Genomic DNA, 16,349 nt, shown 5'->3' on the forward strand with positions numbered 1-16,349 from the left:
TCTCCACGGGTCTCCGTCGTTCTCCGTGGTTCTCCGTGGTTCGGGGTCAGTCGCGGTAGGAGTCGAGGTGCCAGACTCCGGCGCGGTCCAGCTTCACCGAGCCGTTCTCGGCGAAGACCTCAACTCCCCGGCTGGCGGGGTCGGGGAAGATCTGGTCGGTGATCACCGCTTCACCGCTGCCGCCGAAGACCTCGACGGATGACCAGTCGACGAGGATCCGCAGCTTCACCTTGCCGTTCTTGGGCTGCAGCGGGGCTCGCTGGACGCCGGGGAAGGTGCTGTTGAAGTCCACGGCGCTGGAGCGGGTCCGGTCGACGTACAACTCCTGTGTCGTGGTGTCGTAGCCGATGACGGTCTCCTCGCCGCCCGCGCCGGTGCGCACCTTGAGGCCGAAGCGTTCGGCGTCCTTGAGGGAGAAGGTCGCTTCGATGTCGAGTGCCTTGCCCTTGGCCGGGGGGCCGATCAGGGGCTTGGTGGTGTTGTTGACGGTGACGCCGGTCGCCGTTGCCGGGCTGTTCTGCCGCAGGGTCTCCAGGTTGTCGACCGGCTTGCTGGTGAGCCGGATCTGGCCGTTGATGGTGCGTAGGGCCATCTCGCGGGGGATGCTTTGCGTACCGCGCCAGGGGGAGGTGGGAACGGCGCCGCTGTAGTCCCAGTTGTTCATCCAGCCGATCATGTACCGCTTGCCGCCCGGTGCGTTCTCCCAGGACACCGCCGCGTAGTAGTCCTTGCCGTAGTCGGCCCAGTCGGCGCGCTGTACGACGGACTGGGCGGCCGTGTCGGCGGTGGTGAACTGGTCGGCCATGATGTGGCCCCAGCCGGCGGTGTTCATGTCGACGATCTGGATACGTGCCTTCTTGCCGGCGTAGGGACGCAGGTCGAAGGAGGCCCAGTCCAGGGTCTCGCTGTTGGAGCCGGTGGCGCTGCGGACGATCTCGCCGTCCACGATCAGGTTGACGGACGTCTCCTGGGAGACGGGCTGGGCCTCGGTGTCGGACAGCATGATGTGGTCGACATTGAGGTGGCCCCAGCCGCCGGTGTTGTCGTCGACGATCCTGATCTGCCCCTTCTTGCCGGCGAGGTCGCCGACGTCCCAGGACGTCCAGTTGAGCGCCTCGGCGTCCTTTCCGGTGGCGCTGCGCACCACTTGGCCGTCGACGAGGAGTTCGACGGCGGTCGGGTTGGCGGCGCCGACGGGGTGGTTGCCGCCGCCGATGAGGAAGTTCAGGTGCTTCTTGTCGATGGTGAATTCGGGTGAGGTGAGGGTGCCGGTGGTGGAGTCGCCGTTCAGGTAGGTGTTGACCAGGCCCTCGCCAAGGAACCCGGAGACCTCTTGCTGGTTGGGGAGGGTGCCGGTGGCCGGTGCCGGGCCGAAGGCGTCTCCGGTCGTCGTCCAGTCGCCGTAGCCGGCGCCCTCGAAGTCGGCGAGGACCGTGCCCTCGGGCGGCGGTCCCTGCTCCATGACGGTTCCGGGCTCATGCGGGTGCCGTCCGCCGCCGACCTTGAAGTTCAAGTAGGGGCTGTCGACGGTGAAATCGGGTGAGGTGAGGGTGCCGGTGGTGCCGTCACCCGAGTGGAAACTGTTGGCGAGGCCCTTGCCGTCGAACCCGTCGACGGTTCCCTGCCCGGCCAGTGCCCCGGCCGCCGGTCCGTCGCCGTACGCGGTGCCGGTGGTCGTCCACGTACCGAAGCCGGTGCCCTCGAAGTCCTGGACCACCGTGCCGCTGGGCGGGGTGTAGGTGCCCTTGTCGTCGGCGGTGAACTTCTTGCCGTCGAAGTCGCCGATGAAGTACTGGGCGGCCGAACCACCGGCGATACCACCGGGGTTGATGTTGACGACCAGGACCCACTTGATGGTGTTCTCGTCCCCGTCGACCGCGAGAGGGAACAGGTCGGGACACTCCCACACGCCGCCCGTCGCGCCGGCCGGCCCGAACTCGCTGAGCAGGTCCCAGTCCTTGAGGTTCTTCGACGAGTAGAACTGCACCTTGTGCTCGGTGGACAGCGACACCGTCATCAGCCAGCTCTTGGTCGGCGCGTACCACTGGACCTTGGGGTCGCGGAACTCCTTGGAGCCGATGTCGAGGACGGGATTGCCCTGGTACTTGGTCCAGGTGCGGCCGCGGTCGGTGCTGTAGGCGAGCGACTGCGCCTGGATGCCCGTGTCCTTGGCGAAGCTGGTGTAGATCGCCACCATGGGCGGGTTCTTCTTCGTGCCGAACCCGGTGGTGTTGTTCCAGTCGACGACCGCGCTGCCGGAGAACACCATCTCCTCGTCGTCGTGCGACAAGGCGAGCGGCAGCTCCTTCCAGTGCACGAGGTCCTTGCTCACCGCGTGCCCCCAGGACATGTCGCCCCACGAGTTGCCATTGGGGTTGTACTGGTAGAAGAGGTGGTATTCGCCCTTGAAATACACAAGGCCGTTGGGGTCGTTCATCCAGTTCTTCTCCGGCGTGAAGTGGAACTGGGGCCGGTAGGTCTCGGAGTACGGGGGGATGTCGGCAGCGACAGCCTGGGGGGCCGGCAGGGCTGCGGACAGGGCACAGACGGTCGCCACCGCCGCGATCATCCGTGTGCGGGCATGCCGGGATACACGTACAGAGCTCATGGTGTCTCCTGTGCCGCGGCCGTCCACGCAGCGGAGCCTGCTGCCGGCGTGGAGCGACCGGAAAGTGACGCCTCGCCGACGCCGTCGTCCGCGGCGCCGACAAGGAGTGTCATCGTTGACTTGTGTCATCGATGACATCGAGTGGCCCGATGATGGAGGCAACTCGGCCGGTGCGTCAACCGGTTCGGGGGTTGATGTGCCCCAACGCGGCGCGCACGCCTGTCATACGCCGTCAGCCGTGGCGAGCCGCGCCAACTGCCGGAGACCCACGGGCGGACAACGGCCGCGGGACGTTGCTGATTTGTGACGCGTACAGGGCATTGACGTTTCCAGAAGACGGAGTCCATCATCCTCGCCATGCGGTGTCAACGATGACATAAGTCAACGATGACACCTCGGGACGGCATGCTCCGATGCCGACCGCGCCGCTCGCAATCCCGCAGGAGTCGTTCATGCCTCGCACCGCTCGTCTGCCCCTTTCCCTCCTCAGAGCCGCTGCGTGCACGGGTATCGCGGCCCTCACCCTGACGGCCTGCGGATCCGGCTCCGGATCGTCGTCCGCCGGCAGCAGTTCAGGCGACGTCAAGGTCGGTCTCATCACCAAGACCGACACCAACCCGTTCTTCGTGAAGATGAAGGAGGGCGCGGAGAAGACCGCGAAGGCCGAGGGCGTCACGCTCATGACCGCGGCCGGCAAGTTCGACGGCGACAACGCCGGTCAGATCACGGCCCTCGAGAACATGGTCGCCTCCGGCGTGAAGGGCGTCCTGATCACCCCGAGCGACTCCAAGGCCATCGTGCCCGCGATCGCGAAGGCCCGCGCCAAGGGCGTCCTGGTCATCGCCCTGGACACCCCGCCCGAGCCGGAGAGCGCGGTCGACGCCCTCTTCGCCACCGACAACCTCAAGGCCGGCGAGCTGATCGGCGAGTACGCCAAGGCGGCCATGAAGGGCAAGACCGCCAAGATAGCCACCCTCGACCTCGCACCGGGTGTGTCCGTCGGCGTCCAGCGGCACGACGGGTTCCTGAAGGGCTTCGGCATCGACGAGAAGGACCCGGCGGTCGTCTGCTCCCAGGACACCGGAGGCGACCAGGCCAAGGGCCAGACGGCGATGGAGAACTGCCTCCAGAAGGAGCCCGGCATCAACGTCGTCTACACCATCAACGAACCGGCCGCACTCGGCGCTTACACCGCGATCAAGGCCAAGGGCCGGGAGAAGGACGTCCTGATCGTCTCCGTGGACGGCGGCTGCACCGGGACCCAGGCGGTCAAGGACGGCACGATCGCCGCCACCTCCCAGCAGTACCCGCTGAAGATGGCCGCCGAGGGCGTCAAGGCCGTCGTGACGTACGCCAAGGACGGCAAGAAGGCGTCCGGTTACACCGACACGGGCGTCACCCTGATCTCCGACAAGCCGCAGGACGGCGTCACGTCCAAGGACACCGCCTACGGCCTGGAGAACTGCTGGGGCTGAGCCGCCTTCGAGGCCCGTACGCCTCCGCCTCTCCCCTCAGCGGGGCGGCCGTCCCTTCCCCTTGACCGGGGGACGGCCGCCTGTCCTCTTGTCCTCCGACCAGGGCGGGCAACGACCTCCGTCTTCCGACAAGGATTTCGCATGACAGCCACGACCACGCCGTACGCCGAGCTCAAAGCACCGACCACAGCCCGCAGACTGCTCACGGCACCGACCACCGGCCCGCTGGTCGCCCTTCTCCTGGCCTGCGCCTTCTTCTCCCTCTCGACCGACCAGTTCCTCACGGGCGGCAACTTCTCGCTCATCGTGCAGCAGGTCATGGTCGTCGGCACCCTCGCCATCGGACAGACCCTGATCATCCTCACCGCGGGCATCGACCTGTCGTGCGGTGCCGTGATGGCGTTCGGCAGCATCGTGATCGCCAAGATGGCCGCCGAAGGATCCCTGCCCCCGCTCGTCGCCATCGCCCTGGGCCTGGTCGTCTGCGGCGGGTTCGGACTGCTCAACGGGCTGCTGGTGCAGAAGATCCCGCTGCCGCCGTTCATCGTCACCCTCGGCATGCTCAACGTCGCGTTCGCGCTGACCCACATCTACTCCGAAGAGCAGACGGTCACCAACCTGCCCGGCCCGCTGACGGCCCTCGGGCAGACCTTCCCGCTCGGCCGCACGGACATCACGTACGGCTCCCTGGTCACCATCGCCCTGTTCCTCCTCCTCGCCTACGCGCTGAGCAGCACCGGCTGGGGCCGGCACGTCCACGCGCTGGGCGACAGCCCGGAAGCGGCGCGGCTGAACGGCATCCGCACCTCCCGGCTGACCATCGGCGTCTACACCGTGGCCGGCCTCCTCTACGGCATCGCCGCCCTGCTGCTCATCTCCCGCACCGGAGTCGGCGACCCCCAGGCGGGACAGACCGACAACCTCGACAGCATCACCGCCGTGGTCCTCGGTGGCACCAGCCTCTTCGGCGGACGCGGATCGGTCCTGGGCACCTTCATCGGCGTCCTCATCGTCGGTGTCTTCCGCAACGGCCTGCAGCTGATGGGCGTCGCCTCCATCTACCAGACCCTGATCACCGGAGTCCTGGTGATCCTCGCGGTGACCATCGACCAGCTCTCCCGGAAGAAGGCCCGATGACCGCCACCTCCTCCCCCGCCCCTGTCCTGCAGGCCCGCGGGCTGGTCAAGCGCTACGGCCACGTCACCGCCATCGACGGCGCCGACTTCGACCTGCTGCCCGGCGAGGTCCTCGCCGTCATCGGCGACAACGGAGCCGGCAAGACCAGCCTGATCAAAGCCCTCACCGGCGCGCTGACCCCCGACGCGGGCGAGATCCGCCTCCACGGCGAACCCATCACCTTCTCCGGACCGCAGAGCGCACGCGCCCACGGCATCGAGACGGTCTATCAGGACCTCGCCGTGGCCGCCTCCATGGACATCGCCTCGAACGTGTTTCTCGGGCGCGAGCTGCGCCGCCCCGGCGTCCTCGGCAGTGTCCTGCGCATGCTGGACAAGAAGCGCATGCGCCAGGAGGCCGCCGAGCACATGGCCGACCTGAAGATCGGCCTGCGCTCGCTGACGCAGTCGGTCGAGACGCTCTCCGGCGGACAGCGCCAAGCCGTCGCGGTCGCCCGTTCCGTCGCCTGGGCCCGCAGCGTCGTCGTCATGGACGAGCCCACCGCCGCCCTCGGCGTGAAGGAGTCCGGCCAGGTCCTGGACCTCATCCGCCGCGTCCGGGACAAGGGTATGCCGGTCGTCCTGATCAGCCACAACATGCCGCACGTCTTCGAGATCGCCGACCGGATCCACGTCCACCGACTGGGCCGACGAGCCGCCGTGATCAAGCCCTCCGACTACTCCATGGCGGAGGTCGTCGCCATCATGACCGGCGCGCTCACCGTCGACGAGGCCGGAGATACTGTCGTAACGGACGCAGAGGCGGCGAAGGCCGCGGGCGTCCAGGCCAACTGACGTACCACTGAAGCACGCACGGATTCCGGCCGAGGCCGCGGCCGGAACCGACGAGCACAGGAGACCGTTTCCTCCATGGCAGCGAACCGCCGCCCCACCCTGGCAGACGTGGCCCGAGAAGTCGGCGTCAGCGCCAAGACCGTCTCCCGCGTCCTCAACGAGGACGGGCCCGCCTCGACGCGGACCAGAGAACAGGTTCTCGCCGCCGTGGCCAAGCTCGGCTTCCAGCCCAACCTCATGGCCCGCAACATCCGCGTCGGCGGACCCGACACCACCGTCGGACTGGTCATCCCCGACCTCGGCAACCCCTTCTTCGGAGCCGTGGCCCGGAGCATCGAGGACACCGTCCGCGACCGCGGCCTGACCCTGCTCATGGGTTCCTCCGCCGACGATCCCGACCGCGAACGCGCGCTGACGGACAAGTTCCTCGCCCGCCGCATCAGCATCCTGATGGTCGTGCCGTCCGTCGGCGCCGACCACTCCCACCTCAAGACGCACCGCGCCGCCGGGCTGCCCGTCGTGTTCCTCGACCGCCCGGGAGTAGGTCTGTCCACGGACAACGTCGTCAGCTCCAACCGCTCAGGCACCCACGACGGCGTCGCCCACCTGATCGCCCACGGCCACCGGCGCATCGGCTTCATCGGCGACCTTCCCACCAAGCTCTACACCCGCCGCGAGCGCCTGGCCGGATACCGCACCGCCCTGCAGGAAACCGGCCTTCCCTACGACCGCTCCCTGGTCACCAACGCCCACGACCGGCACGGGGCCTGCGCCGCGACCGACCAGCTCCTGGACCTGCCGGATCCTCCCACCGCCCTGTTCGCCGGCAACAACATCGTCGCGCTGGGGATCATCACCGAACTCGCCCGCAGCAAGCGGAAGGACGTCGCCGTCGTCGCCTTCGACGACGTGGAACTCGCCGAGGCACTCGAACCGGCCCTGACTGTCGTCGCCCAGGACGCTGAAGAAATCGGCAGAGCGGCGGCGACCACAGCCCTGGCCCGCCTCGACGGCGACCGCTCCCGCGCCCGTACCCTCACCGTCCCGACCCGCCTGATCGTCCGGGGATCGGGAGAACGACTTGCTCCGGTGCTGCAGGAAAGCTGATCCCCTCGGCGGACTGCTACCGACCGGAGGCCGGTGTCAGGTCGGCCCCTCGGTGCGACTGGATCAGCACCCACGCGCGATCTCGGAGCGCGTCTGTGAACCTGTCAGCCCGACGCGGTCCGCGCGGTCTCGGCGAAGGGTGCCGATGCCGCGATGAGTTCCGGCCGGGTCGCGAGTCTGTTCTGGTGAGCGTCGTGGGACGTCGTACGACGCTGTCCGGCACGAACCACCACGGAGGACACCATGACGACCACGCCGAGCGACCCGACCACGGCGGTGCCCGGCCGCCCGCCCGTCGTTGACCTGGCCACCTGGCAGACCGCCCGTGACGAGCTTCTGGTCCGCGAGAAGGCGCACACCCGTGAGGGCGACGCGATCGCCGCGGCCCGGCGGCGGCTGCCGATGGTGGAGCTCGACGGGACGGTCGAGGTCGTCGGACCCGACGGCCCGGTCCCGTTCCTGGACCTGTTCCAGGGCCGCGACGAACTCGTGGTCTACAAGCACATGTGGTACGACGGCGCGCCGCACCAAGGGCAGTGCGAGGGCTGCACCACCACGGCCTGGCACGTGAAGGACGCGGTCTACCTCAACGCCCGGGACGTCTCGTTCGCCGTCCTGACCACGGGCCCGTGGGACGAGGTGGCCTCCTACGTCGAGTTCATGGGCTACACCCAGCCCTGGTATTCGGTGCGCGACGTGGACGCGCCGGTCGGCGGCGACATGGGTTACCTCACCTGCTTCCTGCGCGACGGCAACCGCGTGTTCCTCACCTACTCCACGACGGGCCGTGGCAACGAGCGGGTCAACGGGTCTCTCGGCCTGCTCGACATGACGCCCTACGGCCGCGGCGAGGCGTGGGAGGACAACCCCGAGGGCCGGCCCGAGGGGCGCAGCCCATGCTGGTCCTGGCGCTCGGACGCGGACGGGAACGCCACCTGGGGCCCGACCAGCCGCCCCGTACCGCAGTGGACCCGCCCCGGCGCGACCCCCGTGGAGACCCTCGGCCGAGACGGCCACCACCACTGACGCGCCTTGTCGACGGCATCGGCACGAGGTGTCAGGTGGTCCATGCAGGTGCCGTCCAAGGCGGGGAGGTGATCGTCCCTCGCGGTGGCCCTTTCATGTCCGTCAAGCGCTGTCCGGGGAGAGGGAGTTGCCGACACGCGCGTGGATGGTGGGCGTGAGGCAGGTCCGGTCCGCGCGGCCGTCGTGCGCCGAGAGCGGGAGGAGATTCCCGCCAGGGCGCCGCGCTGTCCGTCCACGCAAGGCGCCCTTCCGCGGCCGCCCGCGGTGCGGGATCATGCCCACCAGTGGCAGCTACCGGTGTCACCGCGTGGCTGGGGCGCGAGAACGGGGTGCACCAAATGAAGGCGCTGGGGCGGAGACTGAGACGGGGGCTGGGGCTGGGGCCAGGTGCTCCAACGGCCCCCGAGCCGCCGTCGGATGGCGCACAGGTCAGCGGCCCGAACATCGTGAGCGCCGGCCCGGAGAGACAGCTGTGGGCCTTCTCCCCGGGCCGATGGAACATGTCGACCCCGGCCGTGGCGGACGGCGGCGTGCACGTCAGCAGCGGATCGGGACTGTACGCCCTGGACGCGGCGACCGGACAGGAGCGGTGGCGGTTCGTCACCAGCGGCGATCGGATCAAGGTCTTGGCGCCGACGGTGGCCGATGGGGTTGTCCACTTCGGAACCGGTCACGCCGACGGTCTCGCTTACGCGATGGACGCGCTCACCGGGCGTCAGATCTGGCAGGTCGCCACCGGTGCCCCCGTGACCTCGCGCCCGGCGGTGGTCGACGGAGTGGTGTACCTCAGCAATGAACAAGGCCTGTCGGCTCTCGACGCCGCCACCGGCGAACGGCGGTGGGTGTTGGCGGGCAACCCGGTGCTCGGGAGTCCAGCGGTGGCCGACGGTGTGGTGTACGTGCACATCGGTGGGTCGAAGGAGGACAAGGGCGTCCATGCCCTGGACGCTGCCACCGGAGAGAAGCGCTGGAGATTCACCACCGGCCGCGAGTGGAACGAGGACTCCAGACCGGCGGTCGCCGACGGGAGCGTCTATGTCACCAGCCATAGCAGCCTGCACGCGGTTGACGCGCTCAGCGGCCGGGAGCGGTGGGCATTTTACGCGGACCACTACATGACCTCGACGCCCGCGGTCCGGGGCGACAGAGTGTACGTCGGCAGTTGGGACCACCACTTGTACGCGGTGGACGCCGACACCGGGGAGCCGTACTGGAAGTTCCCCACCGAGGGGGCGGTGGCGTCCTCGCCGGTCCTGGCCGACGGCCTGGTCCACTTCGGTTGCTGGGACAACACCCTGTACACGGTCGACGCCGCCACCGGCGCGTCACACGCCACGTTCACCGCCGGCGACTGGGTGGGCTCACCGACGGTCGCGGACGGCGTGGTCTACGTCGGCACCCGCGACGGTCACCTCTACGCTCTGCGGTCCTCGGCCCCGATCAGTCCCGGGACGCCACGAACTGATTCCCAATGATGCTTGTCATCGGGCGGGCATAAGGTTCCGCGCATGAAATCGTTGATCACTGCCGTCCGCGAGCATGACGAAGCTGCGAGTTTCCTCGCTTGGCCGGGCGATTTCGACCTGGCCCGAGGCGACCATGTCGAGGATGTCCACCTCGCCTCGGGCGCCGCGCTGGAGGGATTCGCCGGCGACGGCGCCGGGGGCACCTTCTTCTTCTGCGGCGAAGGTGACGAGGAACGTCCCGTCTTGTATGCGGACTCCGAAGGAGGGGCGGCGCTGGTTGCGATCGGCCTGCCCGAACTTCTGCGGCTCCTGCTGGTCGCCCCTTGGTGGCGCGACTGCCAAACGTTCACCGCGGAGGAAAGCCGCAAGCTCGCGGCCGAGTACCTGGAGGACATGCCAGACCTTGTGGCCCGACGGGACCGTGCCGCCGCGGCCCTTGGCCTTGCCCTTGCCGCTGAAGGGGACGTCTTGGCCCGCTTGCGGGAGGTGGCGCTCGGGATCGGAAAGGACTTCGCCCTCATCTTCACGCCGGAGGGCGAACCCTACGATCCTCTCTTCGAGGGCTGAGACGCATCGTGGTTGCAGACGGCAGGAGCCGTTCACGACTAAGGATGAGCCAGCAAGTGCGCAGCGGGGCCCATCGAGGTGCAGGCAGGCCGGCCCGATCTCGGTGAACGGTGGATCGCGTCCCGGTCGTGTCCTGGTCGACGTGCCCGGTCTGCACGACCCACGCGACCTGCGCGCCGGCCATCGTTTCGGCAACCTGCATCTCAACAGCGGTCCGCTACCGACCACTGACCGGCTCCCTCCGGGCAACCTCCATTCCGTGAGCGCTGTCGGCTGACCCGGGCAATGTCCGAGCAGTTCCGATCGAACACGAGCGGTGGCCGCGCTCGGTGCGACGAGCCGAAGGTGATCACAGCCGGAAAATGAGTATGCGACTGCGCGGCCTCAACCGATCATGTGGGTATGACCGGTCAACTGGCGATCAGTATCTTCACTTTGCAGCACAGGATTCCGGATGACTGGGCGGCGGATCCCTGGGCCGAGGTGCGGCCTCTGATCGACGGCGTAGATGTCCTGAAGGAGGTCCACCCGGAAGGGCTGGCACCCAGTCGCCGATACTGGAGGGGGCCCGCCGAGAGCTGGCCGCTGGCGGTCACGGAGGAACCTCGCAGAGTCATGGTCGCCGAGCCGACCTGCACGGCCGGCTGCTGCGGCGCCCTGTACGTCACCATGCGCCGCGAAGGCGATCGGGTGATCTGGGACGCCTGGGAAAACACCAGCAACATCACTGCCGTGCCGACGGACTTCCGCTTCGATTCCCTCCAGTACGAGACTGAACTCGCCCGGGCCGCAGCGGATCGCAGCTGGGAAGAGCCGGTGGACACCGTCGCCCGGCTCCTCGAGCAGACCCTTGCGGACAGTGGCTGGTTCGAACGCTGGGACTGCGTCCTCACGAGTGTCTCGCCACGACGCGAGGAGCCCGGCGTCCCTGCGGAGCTCACAAGCCCCGAGGGTGTTGACGTCGAGTTCCACCAGGTCCGGGGACCGGGCGAGCGTACAAATTCCTACGGTTACGAGTTGTTCGTCACCCGCGACCAGTCCCTGGAAGAGCAGGTCCGGCGGCTCGCGGACCGCATTCTGGCGGACGATCCGCGGAAGACTGCTGAGATCCGAGAATACTGAGGACCAACTACTGCCGCGACCGGTTGAGTTCGCCGGATCGGTGAACGAGGAACGGCCGCTGGCGGGCAGGAGGGAGGCGGGCGATGAGTGACAACTGCCTGACGGTGATTCCGACTGATCCGTACTGACGGCCCAGTAAGGATGCTGCGGATCGTGCTGCTGCCGTGCTGTCCGAGATGCTTCCTGACGACGACGCGCCATCGTTTGGAAGCCAAGTGGCACGACAGCGACGCCGAGACCCCTACGACAGATCCTCATCCACATCTAGTGGGCGCACCTTTCCTCGAGGTGACAGGCCGGAGCGGAGCCTTGCGCGATCACGCTGGGGCGCGCCTTGCGCAGGGAGCATACAATGTTGCCTATGACGCAAGACACTGATGAGCTCGACAGCCTCGTACGCAAACGGATCCGCGCACTGCGCGTGGCACAGGGCTGGTCTCTCGACGAGCTGGCCACCCGCGCCCGGCTCAGCCCGTCCACGCTCAGCCGTATCGAGAACGGTCAGCGCCGCCTCGCGCTGGATCAACTCGTCACCCTCGCCCGCGCTTTGGACACCTCACTCGACCAGCTGGTCGAGACCGCCGGCGACGATGTCATCTCCAGCCCGATGATCGACGCGGCCCGCCGGCGGATGCAGTGGCCCATCCGCGCAGACCCGGGTATGACCGTTGTACGTCAGCGCATGACAGACCCGCCGCCCGACAGCCCCTCGCGTCTGCGCGCCCACCCCGGCCGTGAATGGCTCGTCGTCCTCTCCGGTACCGCTGTCCTGCTGTTGGGCAACCGGCGCTTTCGCGTGGAGACCAACCAGGCCGCGGAGTTCCCGACGATGCTCCCGCACGCCATCGGCGCCGAGGGCGGACCGTGCGAGGTCTTGGGCATCTTCGACCGTGACGCCCGCCGCGGCCACCAGCGCGACGAGGGCACCGATGACGCGAGCCGCCCGTCTCCATGAGGGGACACCGCGAGACACCGCTCCTCAGCCGCGTCTCCGTGCGGCAAGGGGTCGTATCAAGCCGCAGCGTCGAGGGCTTCTTGCGCAGCCGGCACGCCAAGCGGCCATCGTCTTGCCGTTTCGGGAAGCGGCAGCGCCGCACGCCCGTGATTCTCTTAGCGTCGTCGGCATGACTCATACACCCCCGCGCGCATCACACGACCACGAAGCGCACGCGGCCCACCAGCACGGAGCGGACCACGACGCCGACGGCCAGGCGGAGATCCTCGACCTTGACGCTGAAGTGCTCGCCGAGCACATCGCCTCCATCACCGCATGGCTGCCCGTCGGAGCCGGCCCCCGTCACATCGTGGATCTGGGCTGCGGGACCGGGACCGGCACCTTCGCACTGCTCGAGCGCTTCCCCCGTGCCGAGGTGACCGCCGTCGACACCTCGACCAGCCACCTGCATCGCCTGCTCGAGAAGGCCACGAAACTGGGCCTGGCCGACCGGGTGCACCCCGTCCAGGCCGACCTCGACACGACCTGGCCCGACCTCGGCACGCCCGAACTCGTCTGGGCATCAGCCTCCATGCACCACATGGCCGATCCCGACCGCACCCTGCGCCAGGTCCACGACACGCTCGCGCCGGGCGGGCTGTTCGCCGTCGTCGAACTGGCAGGCCTCCCGAGGTTCCTGCCCGAAGACGCCCCCGAAGACCGCCCCGGTCTCGAGGAACGCTGCCACGCCGCACTCGACCGGCACCACGCCGAACACGTGCCGCACCGCGGCGCCGACTGGGGATCCAAGCTCACCGCTACCGGCTTCACCGTCGAGGCCGAACGCACCATCACCGTGCACATCGGCCCACCCCACACCGACGCAGTCGGCCGCTACGCACTCAACAGCCTGCGCCGCATGCGCAGCCGCGTCGCCCGGACACTGACAGCCGAGGACCTCACCGCCCTCGACCGGTTGCTCGACACCGACAGCCCTCACAGCATCCTGCGCCGCGGCGACCTGACGGTCCGCACCGAGCGCACCGTGTGGGCCGCACGGCGCACCTGAAGGCGCCATGCCGAGCTCAACCCGGTCGAGGGCATCGGGGCGCGGGCGCTGCTGCGACGCTGCCACACCGCGAGCGGCGCCTGCACCGGCACAGACCACCGCATCGGCACCATCCGCCAGGAGCTCAGCAAGATCCAGCACTACCCCGCACTCCTCGACGCCTGCCTCCCAGAGAACGGACTTGGCCTCCACCCCGCTTGTGCTCATCACGACAACCCCACTTCCAGCTCAGTAGACGAATGCCGCGGTCCGACGTGTCACCACCATGGGCAGAGAGTTCGGTCTCATCGTTCCCTTGACCAGCGGCGTAACCGCCACATCGGTGGCGTGTCGCAGCCGCCAGTGCCGGAGCACCGTCGCCACGATCAGCGCAATCTCCGTAAGGCCGTACACATCACCGATGCATTTGCGGGTTCCGACCCCGAAAGGCATCTGTGCTTGCTTCTGCTCGGCCGTCACCCGGTCGGGCAGCCACCGGTCGGGATCGAAACGATGGGGAGAGGGGAACGCCTTCGGATCACGGTGGAGGCAGTACAGGCTGAACACCACATCCGCGTGAGCGGGAATCCGATACCCGCCGATCGTTGCCGGGCGGGTGGTGACACGGCTGAGGAGCCAGAACGGCGGGTACAGGCGCAGGACTTCGGTCAGGACGCGCCTGAACGCCGGCAGGTTCCCCAGGTCCTGGGCGTGGAGTTGCCGATCTCCGACCGTACGGCGCAGTTCTTCGAGGACGGCTCCTTCCGCGTCGGGGTTCTCGGCCAGGCTGTGCAGCAGCCACGCGGCCGCGCTGCCGGTGGTCTCGATGGCGGCCATCAGCATGCTGATGACCTGCTCCTTGAGTTCGGTGTCGGTCAGCGTGGCGCCGGTGTTCTCGTCGGTCGCGTGCATCATCGCGGACAGCAGGTCACCGCGGTCCCGCCCGTCGGCGCGGTACGTGCGGATCTCCTTGCGGATGATGCGATGGATGCCGCTCAGGGCGGTGTCGAACGCGATGTTGATCGGCAGCGGCACCTTGTGCACCCAGGCAGCGGGGATGAACATCCGTCGGTACAGCCCTGCCAGCATCGGCGGGAAGAGCCGTTGGATCTCCTGCGCCGCGTGCGCGGCGCCTGGCCCGGAGAACAGTGTCCTGGTGACGACTTCGGCAGCCAACCGGTGCATGGTCCGCACCATTTCCAGCTGCTGCGCATCGCTCCAGGAGCGCGCCAGCGTGTCGGCGCACTCCTCCATCACCTTGGAGTACTCCACGATCCTGCGGTGGTGAAAGGCCGGTTGCAGGATCGGACGCTGCACCTTGTGGTCCGCGGTGGGACACCTCGCCACGCCATTGCCCGCCAGGGACCGCACCCCCTCGATGAAGATCCCGCCCTTGTCGAAGGTGACCGGGTCGTTGAGCAACTGCCGTACCAAGTCCGGCCTCGTGACCAGATGAAGGGGCTTCGTGCCCACGCGTACCACCGCCACGCCGACGTGGCGGTGCTGCCGTTCGAAGAAGAGCAGCGGATCTCGCAGGATCTGCCACAGGTGTCCGGCCAGCGGCATGGCGCCGGGTACCACCGGCGGGACTATGGCCTCTGAGCTCGGCTTCATGGCTCACTCCTGCTCGTACTCGAATTCCGTCCTGTCCGGGTGCAGCACCAGCCCCGTGGGCGGGCGGCCGTCCCAGGCGTGGCCGGGGCCGTGGTAGCGGCGGGACTCGTAGTGCCAGGCGACGTTTCCGGCCATCATGTGGCCCACGCCTTCCAGGTACCGGTGCACGGCGCCGCCCAGCGGGTGGCCCCGGTAGCGGGCCCGCAGCACTCGGGACAGGCAGATGTACTCGTCGTCGGCGTCCCTGAGCTGTTCCAACAGGACGTCCACGGCAGCCTGCACGGTCAGGTCGTGGTGGTGCATCAGCGACAGCAGCAGGTTCATACCGTCGCCGCAGATCATTTCCTTTCGCAGCGAGAACAGGTCATTGACCAGTACCACGTGTGCCCCCGCGACGCGCCACACGCCTGCCAGGTCCGGGTCCTGTGCCATCACGCCGGTCAGGTCAACACCCAAGCCATGTTCGATGGGCACCATGACCGTCTCCCCGCCGGTGGATATGCGGCGCAGCGGGAAACAGACGTCGGGGTGGGCGGGGTGTCCGGTGGCACGTATGGCGTTCTCCATGGCCAGTGACTCGGCCCAGCGCCGCTGGGTGCGCGCGTGCCGGTTCCTGATCCCCGCGGACATCGCACTGGTCAGGTCCGCCCAGACGTCTTTGTAGGCGGTGGAGTAGGGGCTCGCATCGAGACCCGTGCCGTCGAGCATCCGCATGAACTCCCCGTAGGCACCCCATTCATGGACAGCGATGTCGTCGAGGGCGAACAGCAGTGTGTACAGCCGGCTGATGCCGCCGATCCGGTCGGCTGCGGCGGTGGGGTAGCACCAGCACGACCAGCGAGGGATCTTCTCCCTGAGGAACGCGTCCCTGCTCTGCTTGTCCGTGAAGGGCACCGATGCCTGCAGCCAGGCGTGGTCGGCGTCCGTCACGGCGTCGTGTCCGGGGTGCAGCCGTGCCTGCCCCGGGTACGGAATCGTGCCGATGCGGATACGTGTCCCCAGAGCCAACGCCATCGAATACCTTGCCATGCTCCCCCTTGTCGGTGGGCTTCGGCAGTGGTGGAGACAGAGCGTTGCAGCGTCGGCAACCGTGGAGGAAGGCGTTCACCGAGGCGCGCGGTGGGCCGGTGCGGCTCGCCCTCTCGTCCACGCGCCGTCATGGATCCCCGTATCCCCATTCACCGGCGACCCAGCGCCCTCCGCTCGGCGGGCCCCGCCCCGGCCATCACGGCGGTCGCTTCATCGACCAGCAAGCAGGACCTTCCAAGGCCGGCTCCAGGGTTACGACCGCGACCCGCTGCGCCGGCCGACGCAGATCAAAGCAGGTGCGTGAGCCGGTGAAGAACGCGCCTTCCAAGCCATTCCGCGCGGGCGGTGGGTCACGTCCCCTGTCGTGGTGTAGCCGATCATGA

General features: G+C 68.3%; 13 protein-coding genes. 10 read left to right on the forward strand and 3 right to left on the reverse strand.

Annotation, left to right across the window (positions count from 1 at the left end; all coding sequences use genetic code 11):
• Positions 1-46 precede the first annotated feature (46 nt).
• Positions 47-2,608 carry a GH32 C-terminal domain-containing protein gene (locus tag AC5P09_RS37600; protein ID WP_493878189.1) on the reverse strand — a complete coding sequence of 854 codons (2,562 nt, stop codon included), beginning with the start codon at positions 2,606-2,608 and terminating at the stop codon, positions 47-49.
• A gap of 452 nt (positions 2,609-3,060) precedes the next feature.
• Between AC5P09_RS37600 and AC5P09_RS37605 the strand changes: the two genes are divergently transcribed.
• The 10 genes from AC5P09_RS37605 to AC5P09_RS37650 all read left to right on the forward strand — a co-directional run bounded on the left by AC5P09_RS37605 (position 3,061) and on the right by AC5P09_RS37650 (position 13,344).
• The gene (locus tag AC5P09_RS37605; protein WP_493878190.1) at positions 3,061-4,083 is read left to right on the forward strand and encodes a sugar ABC transporter substrate-binding protein; all 1,023 of its coding nucleotides are present in this window, start codon (positions 3,061-3,063) and stop codon (positions 4,081-4,083) included.
• A gap of 141 nt (positions 4,084-4,224) precedes the next feature.
• The gene (locus AC5P09_RS37610) at positions 4,225-5,220 is read left to right on the forward strand and encodes an ABC transporter permease (protein ID WP_266446446.1); all 996 of its coding nucleotides are present in this window, start codon (positions 4,225-4,227) and stop codon (positions 5,218-5,220) included.
• A complete protein-coding gene (locus AC5P09_RS37615) occupies positions 5,217-6,053 on the forward strand; it encodes an ATP-binding cassette domain-containing protein (RefSeq protein ID WP_493878191.1) in 837 nt (278 codons plus the stop codon). Before AC5P09_RS37610 ends, AC5P09_RS37615 begins: the two co-directional genes overlap by 4 nt.
• Positions 6,054-6,128: 75 nt before the next feature.
• Entirely contained in the window at positions 6,129-7,160 is a 1,032-nt protein-coding gene (locus tag AC5P09_RS37620; protein ID WP_493878192.1) for a LacI family DNA-binding transcriptional regulator, read from the forward strand.
• Between the two features lie 243 nt (positions 7,161-7,403).
• Positions 7,404-8,186: a DUF899 domain-containing protein gene (locus AC5P09_RS37625; RefSeq protein ID WP_493878193.1), complete on the forward strand. Its 783-nt coding sequence runs from the start codon at positions 7,404-7,406 to the stop codon at positions 8,184-8,186.
• A gap of 338 nt (positions 8,187-8,524) precedes the next feature.
• Positions 8,525-9,661 carry an outer membrane protein assembly factor BamB family protein gene (locus tag AC5P09_RS37630; RefSeq protein WP_493878212.1) on the forward strand — a complete coding sequence of 379 codons (1,137 nt, stop codon included), beginning with the start codon at positions 8,525-8,527 and terminating at the stop codon, positions 9,659-9,661.
• 33 nt (positions 9,662-9,694) lie between these two features.
• A complete protein-coding gene (locus AC5P09_RS37635) occupies positions 9,695-10,219 on the forward strand; it encodes a hypothetical protein (protein ID WP_493878194.1) in 525 nt (174 codons plus the stop codon).
• Between the two features lie 402 nt (positions 10,220-10,621).
• Positions 10,622-11,341, forward strand: a complete 720-nt coding sequence (locus AC5P09_RS37640) for a hypothetical protein (protein ID WP_493878195.1) — start codon at positions 10,622-10,624, stop codon at positions 11,339-11,341.
• Between the two features lie 361 nt (positions 11,342-11,702).
• Entirely contained in the window at positions 11,703-12,296 is a 594-nt protein-coding gene (locus AC5P09_RS37645; protein WP_493878196.1) for a helix-turn-helix domain-containing protein, read from the forward strand.
• A 169-nt stretch (positions 12,297-12,465) separates the two neighbouring features.
• Positions 12,466-13,344: a class I SAM-dependent methyltransferase gene (locus AC5P09_RS37650; RefSeq protein WP_493878197.1), complete on the forward strand. Its 879-nt coding sequence runs from the start codon at positions 12,466-12,468 to the stop codon at positions 13,342-13,344.
• A gap of 228 nt (positions 13,345-13,572) precedes the next feature.
• On the opposite strand, the gene AC5P09_RS37655 is transcribed toward AC5P09_RS37650, so the two are convergent.
• Both AC5P09_RS37655 and AC5P09_RS37660 read right to left on the reverse strand, forming a co-directional pair.
• Positions 13,573-14,937 carry a cytochrome P450 gene (locus AC5P09_RS37655; RefSeq protein WP_493878198.1) on the reverse strand — a complete coding sequence of 455 codons (1,365 nt, stop codon included), beginning with the start codon at positions 14,935-14,937 and terminating at the stop codon, positions 13,573-13,575.
• A 3-nt stretch (positions 14,938-14,940) separates the two neighbouring features.
• Complete coding sequence (locus tag AC5P09_RS37660) at positions 14,941-15,966, reverse strand: terpene synthase family protein (RefSeq protein WP_493878199.1); 1,026 nt, start codon at positions 15,964-15,966, stop codon at positions 14,941-14,943.
• Between the last annotated feature and the right edge of the window lie 383 nt (positions 15,967-16,349).

The sequence above is a fragment of the Streptomyces sp. a15 genome (assembly GCF_059026085.1).